We start from the raw sequence: 18,368 nt of genomic DNA on the forward strand, positions 1-18,368 counted from the left end.
GTACAGTAGGCTCAGATAAGTCGCCTCAACCGCTCTCCAGGGTCCTTTGACGCCAGTTTCGAGGCCAGCGAGAGAAAACGTCGAAGTGACGGGTTGTCCCGCCCGGGAGCCCACACCGCGCTGAAGGGAACTGTGTCTTCGTCCGCAACCAGAGGGCGCAGTACGAGCCGAGGAACGGAGACAAAGCTCCAACCGGCCGACACAACAGTGATGCCCCTGCCGATCGCAACCATGTTCATCAATGTCTCCTGATTGCAGGGCATAATCTCAAAGGCGGGATAGGTGCTATAATCCGCCAGCCGACGAACGATGTAATCGTGGACTTCCAAACCGGGCGCGCATTTCGTCACTAGGAATTTCTGGTCGCGGAGCCACGACCATTCAATCGATTCACGCTCGGCTAGATGATGATCTGCTGAGAACGCAACATGCACTTGCTCTCGCCAGAGTTCGGCAGTTTCACAATCGGCGATTGCGCCATTCCCAGTAAAGAAAGCGATATCCAGTTGCCGTGATCGCAGTGCGGCTATGTGTTCGGCCCTTCCTCCATCCCTGACCTCTATGGCTACCTTGGGATGTGACAAGGTGTACTGTTCAATAAGCTCCCTTAGAAAGCCGCCCGCCAACGACGTCAGAACCCCGATGCTCAGTCTTCCGTATTCTCCGCGGCCCGCTGCGCCGGCGGTTTGGGTCGCTCGCATAATTTGGTCAATCGCTGGACGGACAGCTGCGACGAATTGCACTCCGGCATCCGTCAGGCGTATCCCGGAAGAGCAACGCTCGAAGAACGAGACGCCCACCACATCCTCAATGCGTTGCACGCCGCGGCTCACTGTCGCCGGATATTGGCCCAACGCCTCCGCAGCCCGCCGAAAGCTGCCATAGTCCGCCGCCGCTACGACATACTGAAGCGCGCTCAGATCAAATGGGATCTTCGTGAACACAGGAGGAAAGAAAGGCCCCTCTGTGTCCTGGGTTTCCTCCTCCATCCAATCGACCTTCAGTCGGCCGGAGGAGGAAGCGATAACTCCCTCAAAACCAATGGCCTTGGGCAGCGGTCCCCTTTGAAAAAGACAACTACGATCTGTCCCCGAGTCGCTTGTCGGGCGAAGCCGGCGACGACCATGAACTCCTGTCGGTCCGGTCGTCGGAAACTCCTCATACCGGCTGCTCTACCAAGATGGAGTAAGCGGCATGCGCCGACTTCGCGCCGCGCAACATTTTCATGACTTGTTCATCGCGGGTCCGGCGGGCGACCGCGGCGAGAATCTTCAGGTACTCATTGCTGCCTTCGGGAACCGAGAGCAGAAGAAAGACAACATCGACAGGAAGGTCGTCCACCGATTCGAAATCGATTGGCTTCTTCAGCACCATCAACGCCGCAAAGGATGTCTGAAGGCTGGGGACCGGTGCATGAGGCACGGCGACGCCATGGCCAATGCCCGTCGAACCCAGACGCTCGCGGCCCAGTAAAGCGGTATGGATTGCTTCCTCGTCCACCCCAGTGCGAGCGGCCGCATACGCGGCCAGCTTCTTAATCAGGACGGCTTTTGTCGAGATGGATAGATCAAGGATCACGTCCTCTGGTGCGATGGCAGATGACAGGTTCATAGGGATACTCACGTTAAGTCGCTCGCCCGTAGACGAGCGCGCGCAGTCACTGCTCCGGCTCACGGAGGCGGTAACCGACACCTGTTTCAGTAAGGATATATTGCGGCTGATCAGGCGTGGCCTCGATCTTCTGCCGCAACTGGCGGACATAGACCCGCAGATACTGGACATCGGTCGAGCCGCCCCACACATGCTTGAGGATGTGCTGGTGCGTGATGACCTTGCCCGCGTGCTGCACGAGAACGCGCAGGATTTCGTACTCCTTGGGTGAGAGCTTCACCTCCTTGTCTGCGACCTTGACGATCCGCTTCACCAGGTCGACCGAGAGATCGCCGACCTGGAATATTGGACGTTCGCCCTGTTGCTGAAGCTTGTGCCTCAGCGCCACCCGAATGCGCGCTGCCAGTTCGCGCATCCCGAATGGCTTGGTGAGATAATCATCGGCACCGAGCTCCAACGCCTTGACGATGCCCGTTTCATCGGTCCGGCTGGAGAGGATGACGATCGGCAACTCGACAAGCTCGGCCCTCCACCTCTCAAGCAGGTCATGGCCGGAGATGTCGGGCAGCCCCAGATCAAGCAGAATGAGATCGGGCTTTTCTTCAGCGAGGAGCGCTACGGCCTCCTCGCCGTTTGCCGCTTCGACCATGGCGTAGCCCTCGGCCGTCAACCCTACCCGCAGCAGCTTCCTGATCGGCGGCTCGTCATCAACGACGAGAATCTTGACTACGGACGTACTCATATCTTTCCTTCCAAAGTCGTGGGCTCCGGTCCGGTCGGAAACCGCAGAGTAAAAATGGCGCCGGGTCTGTCGTCCCGGTTGTTTGCGAAAATCGTCCCACCCATCGCTTCGACAAAACCCTTGCAGATCGACAGACCAAGCCCGGTCCCAGCCTGAACGTGGTCCTTCTTCCGAACGCGATAGAAGCTATCGAAAATTCTCGTCAGATCGTCGGAGGGAATGCCGGGCCCTTCGTCGATGATCTGCAACACAATTTGGGCGTCTTCCGCCCACGCCCTTATCGCGATCAGCGAGCCTGCCGGCGCATATTTGCGCGCGTTGTCGAGCAGATTGAATAGCACCTGCTCGAACAGCACCGGATCGAGACGAACCATGGGCAGATCGGGAGGCACGGCGAGGCTTAGCTTATGGAAAGCCAGTATCTTTTCGGCTCGACGGAGCGCGCTCCCGACGCTATCCCCGATGAACAGCGGCGTCAGCGATACCGCCGCAGCGCCGGATTCCAGCCGGGTCATGTCGAGAAGGTTCGCGATGAACCTGTTCAGCCGTTCGGCCTCTTCGACAATCGTCGTCAGCAGCTCAACTCGGCCGGAGTCCGTCAGAGAGGTCGAATAGTCTCTCAGTGCTCCTGCCGACCCGAGGATCGACGCCAAAGGCGTCTTGAGATCATGCGACAGCGACGTCAAAAGCGCAGAGCGCAGCTTGTCCGCCTCGGCGGCCAGACGCGCATTGTCGACATCGGCGACCAGTTGGATCCGCTCGATCGCCAGAGCGGCCTGATCCGCTAGGGAGTCGAAAAGCCGCTGTTCTGCGGGCGTCAGAACCGGCCCTTGCTTGTCATTGTCCAGACCGATGACGCCGACCCGTGTTCTGCCGGTCTTTAGGGGGAGATAGAGGCGCTTTGCGCCCGGCAGCGTATCCGCGCCACGCCCTGCCGGCTTGTCATGCTCCCAGGCCCACTGAGCCGCCGCAATGTCCGCATCGTCGAGCGTGTCATCGGGCGGGAAACCCGCCTGGACCGCGATGCGCCCATTCTCCGGCAACAGAGCTACGACCCTGACCTGAAGCATGGAAGCGATCTGGTAGACCGTCGCCCAGAGAACGTCGCCCAACGTGCCCGCGCCGGCGAGCTTCTTGCTGAAGAGATAAAGGCCCTCGGTCGTTTTGGCCCTTTGGCGCGCCGTCACGGCTTGCCGTTGCACCCGGCCCGCCAGATTGCTGGCAATCACCGCGACGCAGAGAAAGAACGCAAAGGCCACGACGCTTTCGGGGTCGCCGATATCCAGCGTGTAGCGCGGTTCGAGGAAGAAGAAGTTGAAGACGAACGCGCTGGCCACGGAGGCAAACAACGCCGGCCAGAGCCCGCCGCCCATCGCCGAGGCCAGCACCGCCATCAGGAAAACGAGGGCGATGTTGCGGACATCCAGAAAGCGCGACAGCGCCGTTCCGATGCCCAGCGCCACGGCGACGTAAAGGGAACTCCAGAGATAGTTGCCGAAGTCCAGCCGTCGCTTGGGCCGCGCGCTGTGCGTCGCTGTAGGTCGCGTTCCCTCGCCGTTGCCCGGCGAGATAACGTGCACGCTCACATCCGTCTTGGCCCGGATCAGGTCATGCGAAACAGAGCCTGCGAAAATCTCCCGCCATCTGGGCGAGGTCGGCATGCCGACGATGACATGCGTATAGTTGTTGGTCGATGCGTAGGTCAGAATTTCTTGCGCAACGTTCTCGCCGGGCAGGGTAACGGCCTCGGCGCCGAGTTGCTCGGCAAGACGCAGTGCGCTGGCGATCTTGTCCTTATTCTGCTCGGAGAGCCGGGCATCCTTGCTCGTCTCGACGTGAACCGCGGCCCATGGCGCACGAAGCCGGTCCGCCTGGCGGCGGCCATAGCGCACGAGCGCCATCGCTCCGGGCCGTTCGTTGATGCACACCAATACGCGCTCACCGGCCGACCACGGCCCGGCGATCGCATGCGCCTGCATATGGGTGACCAACTGGTCATCGACCCGCTGCGCCGTGCGCCGCAGCGCCAACTCACGAAGGGCCGTCAGATTGCTTGGCGAGAAATAGTTCTGCGTCGCGCGCTTCGCTGTCTTGGGCAGATAGACCTTGCCCTCGTTCAACCGCTTGATCAGGTCACCCGGCGTGATGTCGATGATCTCGATGTCGTCAGCGCGGTCGATGATCGAGTCCGGAACGGTCTCCCGCACCCGGATTCGTGTGATCTGCGCCACCACGTCGTTGAGGCTTTCAACATGCTGGATGTTAAGCGTGCTGTAGACGTCTATGCCGTTGGCCAGCAGTTCCTCGACATCGAGATAGCGCTTGGGATGGCGACTGCCAGGAGCGTTGGTGTGGGCGAGCTCGTCCACCAGGACCAGCGCCGGCTTGCGCGCGAGGATCGCGTCGATGTCCATTTCATCGAGCACATGCCCTCGATAGGGCACAGCGCGACGCGGAACGATCTCGAACCCGTCGACCAGAGCCTCGGTCTCGGCCCGCCCGTGGGTCTCGACCACCCCTATGACCACGTCGACGCCATCGGCCCGCTGAGCCCGGCCCGACATGAGCATCTCATACGTTTTGCCCACACCCGGCGCCGCCCCAAGAAAGATCTTGAGGTGGCCCCGCGTCTCCCGCTGCGCATTTTCCAGCAATGCATCAGGCGATGGCCGGCTCTGCTCTCGTATTGGGTCGTCAGACACTTAATTGACTCCGGATCGACGGTCAGGACGGCTATTATAGCCGTCCTGACGACTTCATTCAGCCTCTATTGGCGTCGTCGAGCGCCAGGTTCAGCTTGAGAACGTTGACCACGGGCTCGCCCATGAAGCCGAGCATGCGCGGCTCGACATGCTGATCGACCAATGCGCGCACCACAGCCTCGTCGATACCGCGCGCTTTGGCGACACGACTCACCTGGAAGTAGGCGGCTTCGGGCGTGATATGCGGATCAAGTCCGCTGCCCGAGGCGGTCACGAGGTTCATCGGAACGGTCGCATCGCCACCGTTCGCCGCGCGCAGAGCCTCTGTATCGGCGGCGACGCGATCGCGAAGCGCCTGGCTGGTGGGGCCAAGGTTGGAGCCACTCGAAGCGCCCGCGTCATAGCCGTCCGAGCCGGCCGCCGACGGGCGGGGATGGAAGTAGCGCTCGCCGGTGAACCGCTGGCCGATCAGCTCGGAGCCAACGACGGTGCCGTTGCGCTCGATCAGGCTACCATTGGCCTGGAAGGGAAGGATCGCCTGCGCGATCCCGGTGATACCGAGCGGATAGAGAAGTCCGGTGATGATGGTGAAGGCCACGATCATGAAAATCGCAGGTCGGATTTGCTTGAGCATCTTTGTTTGTCCCGAATGATCCGCCGCTGAACAACAGCAAGGACGCGGAATGATTTCGTGGTCGTCGGTTTCGCCTCAGGCGAGACCGATGGCGGTGATCGCCATGTCGATGAGTTTGATGCCGGCGAAGGGGACGAGAATGCCGCCCAGGCCGTAGATCAGGAGGTTACGGGACAACAGCGAGCCCGCTCCGATGGCGCGATACTTGACGCCTTTCAGCGACAGCGGGATCAGCGCCACGATGATGAGGGCGTTGAAGATGATCGCCGACAGGATCGCGCTCTGGGGCGAAGCGAGGCCCATGATGTTGAGCGCACCAAGCTGCGGATAGAAGACGAGGAACATCGCCGGGATGATCGCGAAATACTTCGCGATATCGTTGGCGATCGAGAACGTCGTCAGCGCGCCGCGCGTCATCAGCAACTGTTTGCCGATCTCCACGATCTCGATGAGCTTGGTCGGATCGCTGTCGAGATCCACCATGTTGCCGGCCTCGCGGGCAGCGACCGTGCCGGTGTTCATGGCCACACCGACGTCGGCCTGGGCGAGCGCCGGGGCGTCATTGGTGCCGTCGCCGCACATGGCGACGAGCTTGCCCTTGGCCTGTTCCTCGCGGATCAGCGCCAGCTTGTTCTCGGGCGTCGCCTGAGCCAGGAAGTCGTCGACGCCCGCTTCGGCGGCGATAGCCGCCGCGGTCATCGGATTGTCGCCGGTGATCATCACCGTGCGAATGCCCATGCGCCGCAGCTCGGCGAACCTTTCCTTGATGCCGCCCTTGACGATGTCCTTGAGGTAGATGACGCCGAGCAGGCGGCCGTCCTTCACCACGGCCAGCGGCGTGCCGCCCGCCTTGGCGATCTGGTCGGCGATGCCCTGAAGCTCACGGACGCTTTCGGCGGACGCGCGCGGGCTGCCGGTCGCGACCGTGGCGAGCTCCACATGTTTCAGAACCGCATCGACCGCGCCCTTGCGGATGGTCGAACCGTCCAGGTCGACGCCGCTCATCCGGGTCTGCGCCGTGAAGGGAACAAACGTGGCGTTGAGGCTGGCCATGTCGCGAGCACGGATGCCGTATTTTTCCTTGGCGAGCACGACAATCGAGCGGCCTTCCGGCGTCTCGTCAGCCAGCGAGGCAAGTTGCGCCGCGTCGGCCAGCTCCTTCTCGGTGACGCCGCGGATCGGCCGGAACTCGCTCGCCTGGCGATTGCCGAGCGTGATGGTGCCGGTCTTGTCAAGCAGCAGCGTGTCGACGTCGCCGGCAGCTTCCACGGCCCGGCCGGACATGGCCAGAACATTGAAGCGCACCAGCCGATCCATGCCTGCGATGCCGATGGCCGACAGCAGCGCACCAATGGTTGTGGGGATGAGGGTGACGAACAGGGCGACCAGCACGATCACCGGAACCACACCGCCGGAATAGGCAGCGAAGCTCGGAATGGTCACGACCGCAAGCACGAAGATCAACGTCATGCCCGCGAGCAAGATATTGAGCGCGATTTCGTTTGGCGTCTTCTGGCGCTCGGCGCCTTCGACGAGAGCGATCATCTTGTCGATGAAGGTCGAGCCTGCCGCAGCCGTGATCCGCACTTTGATCCAGTCGGAGAGCACCTGCGTGCCGCCGGTGACGGCAGAGCGATCGCCGCCTGACTCGCGGATCACCGGAGCCGATTCGCCAGTGATGGCGGCTTCATTCACCGAGGCAACACCCTCGATCACTTCGCCATCAGAGGGGATGATGTCGCCGGGCTCCACCAGAACAACGTCACCGACCTTCAGCGTGGCGCCAGGCACCATTTTGTAGTCGGAACCGCCGTTCGAGAGCAGCTTGGCCTGGGTCTCGCTGCGCGTGCGCCGAAGCGATTCAGCCTGCGCCTTGCCGCGCCCTTCGGCGACGGCTTCGGCGAAGTTGGCGAAGAGCACCGTGAACCAGAGCCACAGCACGATCTGCAGCGAGAAGCCGACATTTTCGGCCCCGGTCGCCATGTCTTTTAACAGCAGTACCGTCGTCAGGACGGAGACGACCGCGACGACGAACATAACGGGGTTCTTGGCGAGGCTCTTCGGATTCAGTTTCCGGAAGGCATCGCCAATGGCCGGTACAAGTATGCGAGCGTCCAGCATGCTCGCGGATTTGGACTGGTTCATAAGAAACTCCAGCGAGTTTGTTCTTGGGGCCAACCATCCGGTCACGCCGCCGCGAGCAATTCAGTGATAAGTTTGGCGAGGAGCACCACGCCCCCCAAAGCCAGTGTCATGCCGAGAATGATCGTCGATGCCCTGGGCGGTCTGGCCGCCCCTCGCTCCTGAAACCAGGAGCGAGGGTTCACGACAAATCGGATCGATCTCAGCAATTTGGCCGTCATCGAGATCCTCAGAACGTCTGGCCCGCCAACATGGCGAAGTGCTCGACGATCGGACCCAGCGCCAGGACCGGGAAGAACGTCAGGCCGCCGACGATCAACGTCACGCCGACGACAAGGCCGATGAAAAGCGGTCCCGTCGTTGGCAGCGTTCCCGTCGATGCCGGCACACTCTTCTTGGCTGCGAGGGAGCCCGCGATCGCCAGCACCGGCACGATGAGCAGGAAGCGCCCCATCAGCATCGCAAGTCCGATGGTGATGTTAAAGAAGGGCGTGTTCGCGTTGAGACCGGCAAAGGCGCTGCCGTTATTGTTGGCGCCGGAGGTGTAGGCATACAGCACCTCGCTCAATCCGTGCGGGCCGGCGTCCTGGATGCTGGACAAGCCAACAGGAAGAACGACGGCGATCGCAGTCAGAGCCAGAATGGCGAGCGACGGTCCAAGCATCGCGAGGATGCTCATCTTCACTTCCTTCGCCTCGATCTTCTTGCCGATATATTCCGGCGTGCGACCGACCATCAGACCGGCGATGAAGACGGCCAGGATCGCGAAAACCAAGGTGCCGTAGACACCGGCGCCGATGCCACCGAGTGGTGGGATCTGCATGTTGAACAAGGGCACCAGGCCCCCAAGCGGCATCAGGCTGTCATGCATGGTGTTGACGGCACCCGTCGAGGCCGACGTCGTTACCACAGCGAAGAGCGAGGACAGCGCGATACCGAACCGCGTCTCTTTGCCTTCCATGTTGCCGCCCTCGAGGCCGAGCGCATGGAGCAGCGGGTTGCCTGCCGATTCCGCCCAATAGATGACGCCGATGCCGGCGACGACGATGGTGAGGACCGCGGCAAGCAGCGCCCAACCCTGCTTCTGGTTACCAATCATGCGGCCGAACACATTCAGCATCGCGAAGGAGATCGAGTAGATCGCCAGGATGTGAATCAGATTTGTCAGCGCCGTCGGGTTCTCGAACGGGTGAGAGGAGTTGGCATTAAAGAAGCCGCCGCCATTCGTTCCCAAATGCTTGATGATCATCTGCGAGGCGACAGGGCCTTGCGCGATAGTCTGCTGCGCGCCTTCAACCGTCGTAGCGACGGTGTAGGGATTGAGGTTCTGCGGAACGCCTTGCCACACCAGCACCAGGCTGCCCAAGATGCAGATCGGCATCAGGATGTAGAGCGTCGCCCGCGTCAGGTCGACCCAGAAATTGCCCACGGTTTTGGCAGAGGCGCGCGAAAAGCCTCGAATGATCGCCATCGCTCCAGCCACACCGACCGCGGCCGAAACGAAGTTCTGCACCGTAATGCCGGCCATCTGCGTCAGGTAGCTCATGGTGGTTTCGCCGCCGTAGCCCTGCCAGTTGGTGTTGGTCATGAAGCTGACCGCCGTATTGAACGACGAATCCGCGCTTACAGCACCCATTCCGGCGGGATTGAACGGCAATCCGCCCTGGATGCGCTGAAGCAGATAGAGCAGTGCGAAGCCCGCGAGATTGAAAAGCAACATGGCGACCATGTAAGTCGTCCAATGCTGCTCCTCCTTCTCGCTCGTTCCTGCCATGCGATAGAGGCCGCGTTCCACGGGTCCGAGAACCGGAGAAAGGAAGCTCCTTTCGCCGTTCATGACGCGCGTGATGTAGCCGCCGAGCGGCTTCACCAGCGCGATTGCGATCCCGAGAAAGACCAGGATCTGTATCCATCCATTTATTGTCATCGGTGGTTTCTTTCCGAGCTGCTATCTTGATCAGAACCGCTCGGGACGAGCGAGGGCATAGAGCAGATAACCAGTCACAAGGACCGCAACGGCTGCTCCGAGAAAATATTCCAAGATCATGATTGATGTCTCCCGGTCAGAGCTTTTCGCAAACTCTGATGTATCCAAACATCAGTGCGAAAAATCCAAAACCTATTGCCAGCACAATAACGTCCATTGCTTTCGCCTCCGGCGCCGCAGTTGATACGAATGGCCAGCCAAGACGGAAAAGCCTGGCAAGCCACAGCGATAATTCTTCCGGCGCGCCCTTGCGTACACACGGGTGCCGGAGGAGGAATTTGGCGGAAATATGGACGCGAACCGCATATAGGTTCGAGAGAGGACGGGGCCTCAAAAAATAGGAATCTAATAGTTTTTTGGACCTCGCTCATAAAAATTCCATAGGAATTTTCGCTTGAAGCCCGCTGGCAAGTAAAAAGCCCGCCGACTCGGTAGAGTCGGCGGGCTTTGATTATCTCAAGCCGAAGGTTTTCTTCCCCATTTCCAACGTCGCGAGAAGGTCATGAGTGCAAAGGTGGGGCTTCCGGATCGACGGCAACCAGCTAGGCAGCTTCCCGATGTCCAAACAGCGGGTCCAGGCTCAGGCGCTGGCTTTCGCCCATGCAGATCACGGCGCCCGGCGCGTTGTTGGTTTCCTGACGGGCAAAGTGAATCGCCGCATCCTTACTCACGAAGCAGCCGCCGACGAGGTTACGCTCATCGCGGACAGTCCAGCATCCTCGGTTGTCCTGGCCGACAAAGAAATGGTTCAGAGGTTGAGGAGGCTCTTTCGGCTGAATGGCGCTTGCCATGGTGGATGATCCTGATTGTTCGTTGAAGACTGAGCTGTGGACGTCGATGGCGCGCTAGCCGGCCAACGAGGTGAGTGTGGCGACGGCCGCGATCACCAGGGCCATCACGACTCCGAGCCGCAGGAACATTCCAACGTCGGCCATCGGCTCATCCGAGGGCGTGGCAACCTTGACCTCGCCATCCGTCCGCCCGACTTTGGCCTTGTTCTGTTGTTGCATCGCATAGAAATAGTAACCACGAGGGTACATCGTAGACATCCTTTCTCGATATCGGCAGAATCTTCTACTCGTCGAGTAAGATGATGCTTTTTGCCGATACGTAGAATTTAAGGATGTCTGGATTTGTTCTCCATTTCACGGGCAGCCGGATTTCATAGTATTTTCATTGGAGAACACAGCAGCATCATGCTGTTTTTATAAGGGCGACCCGGTCAGGCCGAGAGGGGGATGAGAGACCGCTCGGCGACCAAAAACGTATCGATCGCCAATGTGTCGATCTCCGCCACGGCAGCGCGTATTCTTGCTGCGGTGCCTTCAGTGACCTCGCCCAGCGGAAGGCGGACGGACGGCGAGTATCCGCGCGCGCAGTGCAACGCGAACTTGATCGGGCATGGATTGCTTTCAAGTTCCAGCGCCTCGATCAGGGGGAAAAGATGGGCGTTGACGCGCCGAGCTTCCAGATATGCACTCTGCCGCACCGCGCCGATCATGGCCGCGGTCAGCATCGGAGCGATGTTCGAAACGACCGAAATCGCGCCATCGCCGCCAGTCGTCATGAAAGCCAGCATGGATCGGTCATGTCCGGAAAGCTGGGTGAAACGATCGCCAAAGCGGAGGGCCATCGTGCTTACGCGCGTCGGATCTCCGCTCGCGTCCTTGATGCCGACAAGCGCGGGCAGGTGCGCAAGGCGGTCCAGCATTTCGATCCTGATATCGACGGCCGTCCGCGAAGGCACATTGTAGATGATGATCGGCAATTCCGCAGCTTGCGCGACACTTTCGAAATGTCGGAACAGGCCCTCCTGGCTCGGACGACTATAATAAGGCGTGACGACCAGAGCTCCATCCGCGCCAAGCCGAGCCGCCTCGCGAGTTAGTTCGACGGTGCGCCGGGTGTCGTTTGTCCCCGAGCCGGCGATCACCGGCACACGGCCATTAGAAACCTCGACGCACAACCGGATCACCGCCGCCCATTCCGGATGAGACAGGGTCGGCGCCTCGCCCGTGGTGCCGCAGGCGACCAGCCCCTGCACGCCCTGGTCGATCTGCCAGTTGGCGAGCTCAGCCAAGGCGTCGAAATCGATACCCTCACCCCTAAACGGAGTGACAAGTGCGGTCATCAGCCCGCCAAATAAAGGAGGGTCGCCACTGGGCTTCATTCTGCTGTTTCTCCATCTTTCGAAGCATTTTTTGGCCGCGCCCGGCGCCGATCGAGGGAGCCGAGCAACGCGATCATCAGGGCTGCCGCCAGATCGTCATGTCGGCCCACGCACCTGCGTAAATTGCCGCGTTCGTTCCACGCCATGCGACACCGCCAACGATCTCCCGAACGGCCCATCGACCACGGGTGGCGTTTCGGCTGCAAATGCGCTGCCAGTTCGATCACCGCTTCAAGCAAGGCATTCGCTTCGAGCAGATCACGGAGCCGGCGGTGCCGTCGAAACTGCGGCTGGTCTTCGCGCTCCTCGATAATCCTCACAGCCAGCCAGATGTGGTGCTCCTTGAGGACTCGCGCCATCTCCAATTGAATTCTTAGGCTTGGCAGCGCGGCCAGAGGGCTTTCACCGATAGTGAGCCTTCGGTCGTCGGGCTGGAAAGCCGGCGCAGCAGGGCGTGTCATGCCGCTCTCAGAAAAACTATGGCGACGACCTGCACAGCGGCACAGCTCGCCGCAAACATCAGGAGCAGGTATTCCGATCTACGGCGTCGCTCGCGTTTGCTGAACTTCGGTTTCGACCGCGGCAACCTGGGGCGAGCAGGACGGCCTGCAAATCTGCATTCAGCCGCCATTGCTGAGCACGAGATAGACGCTGGGGCCTGCGGCAGCAAGAACAGCGCAACCGGCGATCACCACCAGAACGATGATTTCCGCGCTGCCGCGGATGAGGTGTCGAGACATTATGCGCTTGCTTCGTACAGCCTGGCTCAATTTTCGCCCTCACTACCCAATCTGACGCGGCTCGCGCCGCCGACTGAGGTTCCGCATCTCCAGGCAGAAGCGACCGTCTGTCAGTTGAAGATAGAGGCGGTAGCAGCCGTAGCTCTCGCCTATCAGCCTTGCCGCACCGACCGCATCATTGCGCGTTGGATGGCACCATTCGGAGTCTTCACCTTCAAGATGCACAGTCCAGCGATCATCGTAGTTCCGATAAACCCAGAGCGCGGGCAGGACCGGATACAAGGTCGCTGCGGCTTGAGGTGCCTCCGATTTCGAGTTGATCAATACCAAAGCCATATTTCACCTAGACAAGCAAAGAGTCTGCGGAGCCAATGGCTCCGCGTTTGATCTCGATCCGCCTTAGAAAAGCACGCCAGCCTCGAACATCCCGCGAACCTGGTCGCGCTTGTCGAAGTTGGACCCAAAGCCGTAGCCTTCGGTGACCCGATCGATGCGGGTGTACGAAAGCTCGGTACGCGCGAAGAAGATCCCGCGCTGGTAGGTCGGCGTCACCGTCAGCGACCACGCCCTGCTTTTCGGCCCATAGAGCAGATTGGTGGGGGCGCAGTCTGCGGCGACGCCGCAATCGCCTCCGCTTGAAACGATGTACTCGGCGCGTCCAGCGATCGAGAAATTCTCATTAATGGCATATCGAGCCAGCAGCGCTCCGCCGAATGTTTCGGCCGAGCGATCGGTCCCGATGTCCCTGTTCGAGCGGACCGTTGTGTATTGCAGGTAGGGCTGCAGCCTCAGCGGGCCGTCGACATAAGTGTAGATCACATTGAAGATGCTGCTGTTGTTCTGCGCCAGTGGCGTCGCGGCGCCGGTGTTGCCGGACTCTGCAAAATTGCCTGCTGCGACCAGCGTGATCGTGCTCGATGGCGTCGCCGCATAAGACAACAGACCGGATACCCAGTTGTAATCCCCTGAGTAGAAACCATCATTGACCGACACCGAGGCGTTGAGCGGTCCATTGCTATAGTTCACCTGCACACCGCGGCTGATCGCCGGCTCCTGGTTCCAGAGCAGGCCGCGCGCGATATTCATATTCTGGAAGGTGAAGGTCGATTCTGCGCCGATCAACGTCGGCAGCAAACCCGCCTGCACTGAGAAATTCGGCGACAGCTCGAGCTTGCCATAAGCAACCGGCACCGGCCCGTACAACTGATCGGTGACGTCGGTTGCGCGGGTGTAGGCCGAGCCCAAAGAAGGCAGCGAGTAGACACCCCCCTGGACGAAGAACGTCAAAGGCGCCCCGGTTGTCTGCACCTGAATCTGGGCATTGCCGATATCGACGAGGGGATCTGTCGTTCGGGGGTCGACACCGGGAATGCCGTTCGTCTGCGCATTGCCGATGCCTGTGAGCTGGCCGGTGATATGAAGCCGGCCAAACACGCCCGCATCCGTACTCACCGGATCGGGGTTCGGGCGCAGAGGACCACCAAAGCTCGGCGCGCTCATGGGTTCCGCCGCTGCCTGGCCAAGACCCATCATCGAACCGGCCATGATCGCGACCGCGCCGACCGCGCCCCGGCAAAGCGTCCGCCGACGCCCAGACCCCGGTCTTGTTGGAAGACCGGCCTCGGCTGTGGCCGTTGCGGCGGGTGCGAGGGACGGTTTAAGCGGCTTCATACCTTCAGATCCTTCCGGTTTGGTGGGACCATCAAGATAAATAGAGCCGCATATTATTTCGACGGGAGCTCAGCCGCGCTGCGATAGTATTTTCATAAGAAAAAGCCCTTACAAAAATATACGTAGTCATATAGTCGGATTTTTATTTGACTGAGCACGACTTTGCGCCCTCTCTCGCGCGGGAGTGTGCTTCTATGATTAACCAAAATCTCGACTATCTCGCTAGCTTGCTTTGCCAAAACCGTCGGCAGGGAATTACCTCAGATATCCCGTTCGATCTGCTTCGAAGCGAGGATGACGCCTGGGCGGTGCAGTCAGCAGCAATCTCGGCCTTCGCCAATGACGCGGTAGGCTACGCCCTGATAGGCACTTGCCCCGCCATCCGCGGCACGCTTGGCCTTGCCAGTCCCATCTACTGCCCGATCCCTGTGGGAACCGTTCTTCAGGACTCCCACGGGCCGTTCCGGCTTCCCCAAGGCTTCATCGGAGCACAATGCGAAATCGTCTTTACGATAGGAGGTCCCCTGGGGGCGGACCATTGGCCCATCACTCGCGATCAATTTTGCAAGGCGATCCTGAGCTACCAACCGGCTATCGGTCTTGTCGGGCGACGTGGTCACCTGACTTCGCAACCGCACCTGGCCGCCATCGCTGACTATGCGTTCCATGTTTCGACGATCGTCGACAAATATCATGAGCCAACAAGCCTGGAGGCCATCTACAGGATCGACATGCGAGCGTCGATCAATAACGTTCCGGTGTTTCAGTCGGCATCGGGAGAGGGGCTGGTTGATCCGATCAACTCTGCGCTCTGGCTCGTGAATGACCTGATCGCCAGAGGCAATTATCTCAGCGCCGGCGATATCGTAGCAGCCGGATCGATCATCCCGATGCTGCTGCAAATCCTTCCTGGTCAGGAACTGAAGGTCGAGTTGTCAGGCGTTGGCGGCGCAGCCGCACGCTTTCTTTGAACCAATAGATCTGGCCGATCAAACGGCCAGTTGATGACCGCTGAAAATGTAGAGACCCAACGCCGTCGCTGCCAACCATAGAGCCTCATCCCAATAGGTGAAGCTGGTCTTGCCGAATCGTTCGCCGCGATGAACCGCGTAAGCGACGGCCATTACGCAGTATATGCCGGTCCACAGCGCGAAAGTGGCGAGGAAGTTCTCGCTCTTGAGAATGTAGGCGATTGCCGCAGCGACGACCAGCTTGATGCCATAGCGCCCAATGTGCTCTCGCGACTGCTCGTCTAACCGCATAACACGCCTGAATCGTTCTTTAGATCAGGCCGAAGATGAGAGACAGCCGATAGCTGACATACCCAACGCCGATCGCGGTAATCGCCAGGACAAGCAGCAAGCCAAGCCCACCATTCCCTGGCTCTTTCTGAGGGCGCGCCGCCTCGTTCTGTTTGTTCCGGACTCGATTATTCCCAGCCATTTCTGATGAGCGCTCCCTCGGCGCTCCAACGCGCAGCCACTTCTAGAATGCCGCTGCATAGGAATTCGAGAGGGACAGTCGGCAAGCTGCATAAGAGGATTTTATTTGGGCTTCCCGCGCGTTGCTAGCTAGATCAACTGCATCACAGGGTCACAATCGGAAACGTTAACCCTCGTTCCACTCGATCTTAGGAACAGCGGCTGTAGTGTTCATGGTTCTGATATGAAATGGCGCGCCCGAGACGATTCGAACGTGTGGCCTCCACCTTCGGAGGGCGCACGTCGTTTACTGGCGGAAGCAGAGGAACTGGAGAGTCGTGTCCGGTTTGGGGTGGAGAAGATTTCCGGACCAATACGGCTAAGCGCACCAATGGATCTTGGCCAATCGCGAATCGTCCCTATAGTTGACCGCTTTCTGACCTTGTGATTGGCGAGGAAGGTCGAGCCAGCGAGTTGTGAGCAGCAAAGAAGGTCGGCGCAAGTTGCCGCCGATTCCATCCTATTCCAGACCAAAAATACCCGCCCTATTGATTCCGATATGATTCCTACGCCAAATTTCGGCTCTTTTTAGAGACAGTAAAAAGCCCGTTAAGTCGTTGACTTAACGGGCTAAAATTTGGTTGCGGGAGTAGGATTTGAACCTACGACCTTCAGGTTATGAGCCTGACGAGCTACCGGGCTGCTCTACCCCGCGCCGATTGCATCGCTTTTGCGTTGCTTTTGGTCGTCTTGAGAGATGTCTCGCTTCTTTTCAGGTCTGGCGGTGACCTACTCTCCCACGTCTTGAGACGCAGTACCATTGGCGCGACGGCACTTAACGGCCGAGTTCGGGATGGGATCGGGTGTTTTGCTCGTGCTTTGGCCACCAGACCGGAAAAGGAGCGAGATCGGCGTTATCCCGAAGGATGATTTTGTCCAAGGATGCTTTTGGAGGAAGGCGATACGCCTTGCTTGCCTGGGCAAACAAAGGTCTGTCTTCTTCCGGATCAAATCAAGCCAATCGAGCCATTAGTACCGGTCAACTGAACGCATTGCTGCGCTTACATCTCCGGCCTATCGACGTGGTGGTCTTCCACGGCTCTCAAGGGATACCTTGTTTTGAGGGGGGCTTCACGCTTAGATGCCTTCAGCGTTTATCCTGTCCGTTCATAGCTACCCAGCACTGCCGTTGGCACGACAACTGGTCCACCAGTGGAACGTTCACCCCGGTCCTCTCGTACTAGGGGCAACTCCTCTCAAGTATCCTACACCCACGGCAGATAGGGACCGAACTGTCTCACGACGTTCTAAACCCAGCTCACGTACCTCTTTAAACGGCGAACAGCCGTACCCTTGGGACCTGCTCCAGCCCCAGGATGAGATGAGCCGACATCGAGGTGCCAAACGATGCCGTCGATATGGACTCTTGGGCATCATCAGCCTGTTATCCCCAGCGTACCTTTTATCCGTTGAGCGATGGCCCTTCCACTCGGGACCACCGGATCACTATGGCCGACTTTCGTCTCTGCTCGACTTGTCAGTCTTGCAGTCAGGCTGGCTTCTGCCATTGCACTCAACGAGCGATTTCCGACCGCTCTGAGCCAACCTTCGCGCGCCTCCGTTACTCTTTGGGAGGCGACCGCCCCAGTCAAACTACCCACCACGCAGGGTCCCGGACCCGGATAACGGGCCGCGGTTAGACATCAAGAGTGCGAAGGGTGGTATCTCAAGGATGGCTCCACCGGAACTGGCGTCCCGGTTTCAATGCCTACCACCTATCCTGCACATCGCAATCCTGATGCCAGTGCGAAGCTATAGTAAAGGTGCATGGGGTCTTTCCGTCTAACCGCGGGAAGTCTGCATCTTCACAGACAATTCAATTTCGCTGAGTCCACATTTGAGACAGCGGGGAAGTCGTTACGCCATTCGTGCAGGTCGGAACTTACCCGACAAGGAATTTCGCTACCTTAGGACCGTTATAGTTACGGCCGCCGTTTACCGGGGCTTCAATTCAATGCTTGCACATCTCCTTTTAACCTTCCGGCACCGGGCAGGCGTCAGACCCTATACGTCGCCTTACGGCTTCGCAGAGCCCTGTGTTTTTAGTAAACAGTCGCCACCCCCTGGTTTGTGCCCCCGGCCACCGCTTGCGCGACAACCGGGCCTCCTTCTCGCGAACTTACGGAGGTATTTTGCCGAGTTCCTTAAATGTGGTTCTCTCAAGCGCCTTGGTATTCTCTACCAGTCCACCTGTGTCGGTTTAGGGTACGGTCTTGTGGAGGGCTATTTCCAGGAACCGCTCAGCAGCCCCTCCAATCCGATAAGGAGGAACTACACCTGCGATCCGTCACCATCTCCTGGCCCAGGAATATTAACCTGGTTCCCATCGACTACGCCTTTCGGCCTCGCCTTAGGGGCCGGCTTACCCTGCTCAGATTAGCTTTAAGCAGGAACCCTTGGACTTTCGGCGACAGGGTCTCTCACCCTGTTTGTCGCTACTCATGTCAACATTCTCGCTTCTGATCACTCCACCGGATGCCTTACAGCC

General features: G+C 59.5%; 16 protein-coding genes, 1 tRNA gene and 2 rRNA genes (1 of these 19 cut by a window edge). 1 reads left to right on the forward strand and 18 read right to left on the reverse strand.

Annotated features, from left to right (window positions below; genetic code table 11):
* Positions 1 to 11: 11 nt before the first annotated feature.
* The 14 genes from JCM7685_RS12345 to JCM7685_RS12405 form a co-directional block, all read right to left on the reverse strand.
* Positions 12 to 989: a LysR family transcriptional regulator gene (locus tag JCM7685_RS12345; protein ID WP_074970781.1), complete on the reverse strand. Its 978-nt coding sequence runs from the start codon at positions 987 to 989 to the stop codon at positions 12 to 14.
* 169 nt (positions 990 to 1,158) lie between these two features.
* Complete coding sequence (locus tag JCM7685_RS12350; RefSeq protein WP_074970779.1) at positions 1,159 to 1,611, reverse strand: PTS sugar transporter subunit IIA; 453 nt, start codon at positions 1,609 to 1,611, stop codon at positions 1,159 to 1,161.
* A gap of 46 nt (positions 1,612 to 1,657) precedes the next feature.
* Complete coding sequence (locus JCM7685_RS12355) at positions 1,658 to 2,353, reverse strand: response regulator transcription factor (RefSeq protein WP_074970778.1); 696 nt, start codon at positions 2,351 to 2,353, stop codon at positions 1,658 to 1,660.
* On the reverse strand, positions 2,350 to 5,055 hold the full coding sequence (locus JCM7685_RS12360; RefSeq protein WP_170848984.1) for a sensor histidine kinase: 2,706 nt from the start codon (positions 5,053 to 5,055) through the stop codon (positions 2,350 to 2,352). Before JCM7685_RS12360 ends, JCM7685_RS12355 begins: the two co-directional genes overlap by 4 nt.
* Before the next feature lie 58 nt (positions 5,056 to 5,113).
* Positions 5,114 to 5,689: a potassium-transporting ATPase subunit KdpC gene (gene kdpC, locus JCM7685_RS12365; RefSeq protein ID WP_074970774.1), complete on the reverse strand. Its 576-nt coding sequence runs from the start codon at positions 5,687 to 5,689 to the stop codon at positions 5,114 to 5,116.
* A gap of 75 nt (positions 5,690 to 5,764) precedes the next feature.
* Positions 5,765 to 7,834, reverse strand: coding sequence for a potassium-transporting ATPase subunit KdpB (kdpB, locus tag JCM7685_RS12370; protein WP_074970771.1), 2,070 nt, complete (start codon positions 7,832 to 7,834; stop codon positions 5,765 to 5,767).
* A gap of 41 nt (positions 7,835 to 7,875) precedes the next feature.
* On the reverse strand, positions 7,876 to 8,052 hold the full coding sequence (locus JCM7685_RS19900) for a hypothetical protein (protein WP_170848983.1): 177 nt from the start codon (positions 8,050 to 8,052) through the stop codon (positions 7,876 to 7,878).
* 8 nt (positions 8,053 to 8,060) lie between these two features.
* Positions 8,061 to 9,758, reverse strand: a complete 1,698-nt coding sequence (gene kdpA / locus JCM7685_RS12375) for a potassium-transporting ATPase subunit KdpA (protein ID WP_074970769.1) — start codon at positions 9,756 to 9,758, stop codon at positions 8,061 to 8,063.
* Positions 9,759 to 9,788: 30 nt separating this feature from the next.
* Positions 9,789 to 9,878: a K(+)-transporting ATPase subunit F gene (kdpF, locus tag JCM7685_RS20800; protein ID WP_074970767.1), complete on the reverse strand. Its 90-nt coding sequence runs from the start codon at positions 9,876 to 9,878 to the stop codon at positions 9,789 to 9,791.
* A gap of 482 nt (positions 9,879 to 10,360) precedes the next feature.
* Positions 10,361 to 10,609, reverse strand: coding sequence for a hypothetical protein (locus tag JCM7685_RS12385; protein WP_074970765.1), 249 nt, complete (start codon positions 10,607 to 10,609; stop codon positions 10,361 to 10,363).
* A gap of 54 nt (positions 10,610 to 10,663) precedes the next feature.
* The gene (locus tag JCM7685_RS12390) at positions 10,664 to 10,858 is read right to left on the reverse strand and encodes a hypothetical protein (RefSeq protein ID WP_074970763.1); all 195 of its coding nucleotides are present in this window, start codon (positions 10,856 to 10,858) and stop codon (positions 10,664 to 10,666) included.
* Positions 10,859 to 11,040: 182 nt separating this feature from the next.
* On the reverse strand, positions 11,041 to 11,949 hold the full coding sequence (gene dapA, locus JCM7685_RS12395; RefSeq protein ID WP_211657861.1) for a 4-hydroxy-tetrahydrodipicolinate synthase: 909 nt from the start codon (positions 11,947 to 11,949) through the stop codon (positions 11,041 to 11,043).
* 35 nt (positions 11,950 to 11,984) lie between these two features.
* Positions 11,985 to 12,449 (reverse strand): hypothetical protein, encoded by a 465-nt coding sequence (locus JCM7685_RS12400; RefSeq protein WP_197701057.1) that lies wholly within the window; start codon positions 12,447 to 12,449, stop codon positions 11,985 to 11,987.
* 678 nt (positions 12,450 to 13,127) lie between these two features.
* Positions 13,128 to 14,273: a porin gene (locus JCM7685_RS12405; protein ID WP_074970748.1), complete on the reverse strand. Its 1,146-nt coding sequence runs from the start codon at positions 14,271 to 14,273 to the stop codon at positions 13,128 to 13,130.
* Positions 14,274 to 14,593: 320 nt separating this feature from the next.
* Between JCM7685_RS12405 and JCM7685_RS12410 the strand changes: the two genes are divergently transcribed.
* Positions 14,594 to 15,370: a 2-keto-4-pentenoate hydratase gene (locus JCM7685_RS12410; RefSeq protein WP_074970746.1), complete on the forward strand. Its 777-nt coding sequence runs from the start codon at positions 14,594 to 14,596 to the stop codon at positions 15,368 to 15,370.
* 18 nt (positions 15,371 to 15,388) lie between these two features.
* Here JCM7685_RS12410 and JCM7685_RS12415 read toward each other — a convergent pair whose 3' ends face one another.
* The 4 genes from JCM7685_RS12415 to JCM7685_RS12435 form a co-directional block, all read right to left on the reverse strand.
* Positions 15,389 to 15,661, reverse strand: coding sequence for a hypothetical protein (locus JCM7685_RS12415; protein WP_074970744.1), 273 nt, complete (start codon positions 15,659 to 15,661; stop codon positions 15,389 to 15,391).
* A gap of 797 nt (positions 15,662 to 16,458) precedes the next feature.
* Positions 16,459 to 16,535 (reverse strand) — tRNA-Met (locus JCM7685_RS12425).
* A gap of 61 nt (positions 16,536 to 16,596) precedes the next feature.
* A 5S ribosomal RNA gene (rrf, locus tag JCM7685_RS12430) occupies positions 16,597 to 16,711 on the reverse strand.
* A gap of 117 nt (positions 16,712 to 16,828) precedes the next feature.
* Positions 16,829 to 18,368, reverse strand: a 23S ribosomal RNA gene (locus JCM7685_RS12435) (it continues 1,291 nt past the right edge of the window).

The organism is Paracoccus aminovorans, from assembly GCF_900005615.1.
Lineage (GTDB): Bacteria > Pseudomonadota > Alphaproteobacteria > Rhodobacterales > Rhodobacteraceae > Paracoccus > Paracoccus aminovorans.

Excerpts from the sequence above, each read along its gene's own strand:
- kdpF (WP_074970767.1), bottom strand. The coding sequence starts at position 9,878 with ATGATCTTGGAATATTTTCTCGGAGCAGCCGTTGCGGTCCTTGTGACT.
- JCM7685_RS12415 (WP_074970744.1), bottom strand. The coding sequence starts at position 15,661 with ATGCGGTTAGACGAGCAGTCGCGAGAGCACATTGGGCGCTATGGCATC.
- kdpB (WP_074970771.1), bottom strand. The coding sequence starts at position 7,834 with ATGAACCAGTCCAAATCCGCGAGCATGCTGGACGCTCGCATACTTGTA.
- JCM7685_RS12385 (WP_074970765.1), bottom strand. The coding sequence starts at position 10,609 with ATGGCAAGCGCCATTCAGCCGAAAGAGCCTCCTCAACCTCTGAACCAT.
- JCM7685_RS12390 (WP_074970763.1), bottom strand. The coding sequence starts at position 10,858 with ATGTACCCTCGTGGTTACTATTTCTATGCGATGCAACAACAGAACAAG.
- JCM7685_RS12405 (WP_074970748.1), bottom strand. The coding sequence starts at position 14,273 with ATGGCCGGTTCGATGATGGGTCTTGGCCAGGCAGCGGCGGAACCCATG.
- dapA (WP_211657861.1), bottom strand. The coding sequence starts at position 11,949 with ATGACCGCACTTGTCACTCCGTTTAGGGGTGAGGGTATCGATTTCGAC.
- JCM7685_RS12345 (WP_074970781.1), bottom strand. The coding sequence starts at position 989 with ATGGAGGAGGAAACCCAGGACACAGAGGGGCCTTTCTTTCCTCCTGTG.
- JCM7685_RS12410 (WP_074970746.1), top strand. The coding sequence starts at position 14,594 with ATGATTAACCAAAATCTCGACTATCTCGCTAGCTTGCTTTGCCAAAAC.
- kdpC (WP_074970774.1), bottom strand. The coding sequence starts at position 5,689 with ATGCTCAAGCAAATCCGACCTGCGATTTTCATGATCGTGGCCTTCACC.
- kdpA (WP_074970769.1), bottom strand. The coding sequence starts at position 9,758 with ATGACAATAAATGGATGGATACAGATCCTGGTCTTTCTCGGGATCGCA.
- JCM7685_RS19900 (WP_170848983.1), bottom strand. The coding sequence starts at position 8,052 with ATGACGGCCAAATTGCTGAGATCGATCCGATTTGTCGTGAACCCTCGC.
- JCM7685_RS12400 (WP_197701057.1), bottom strand. The coding sequence starts at position 12,449 with ATGACACGCCCTGCTGCGCCGGCTTTCCAGCCCGACGACCGAAGGCTC.
- JCM7685_RS12350 (WP_074970779.1), bottom strand. The coding sequence starts at position 1,611 with ATGAACCTGTCATCTGCCATCGCACCAGAGGACGTGATCCTTGATCTA.
- JCM7685_RS12355 (WP_074970778.1), bottom strand. The coding sequence starts at position 2,353 with ATGAGTACGTCCGTAGTCAAGATTCTCGTCGTTGATGACGAGCCGCCG.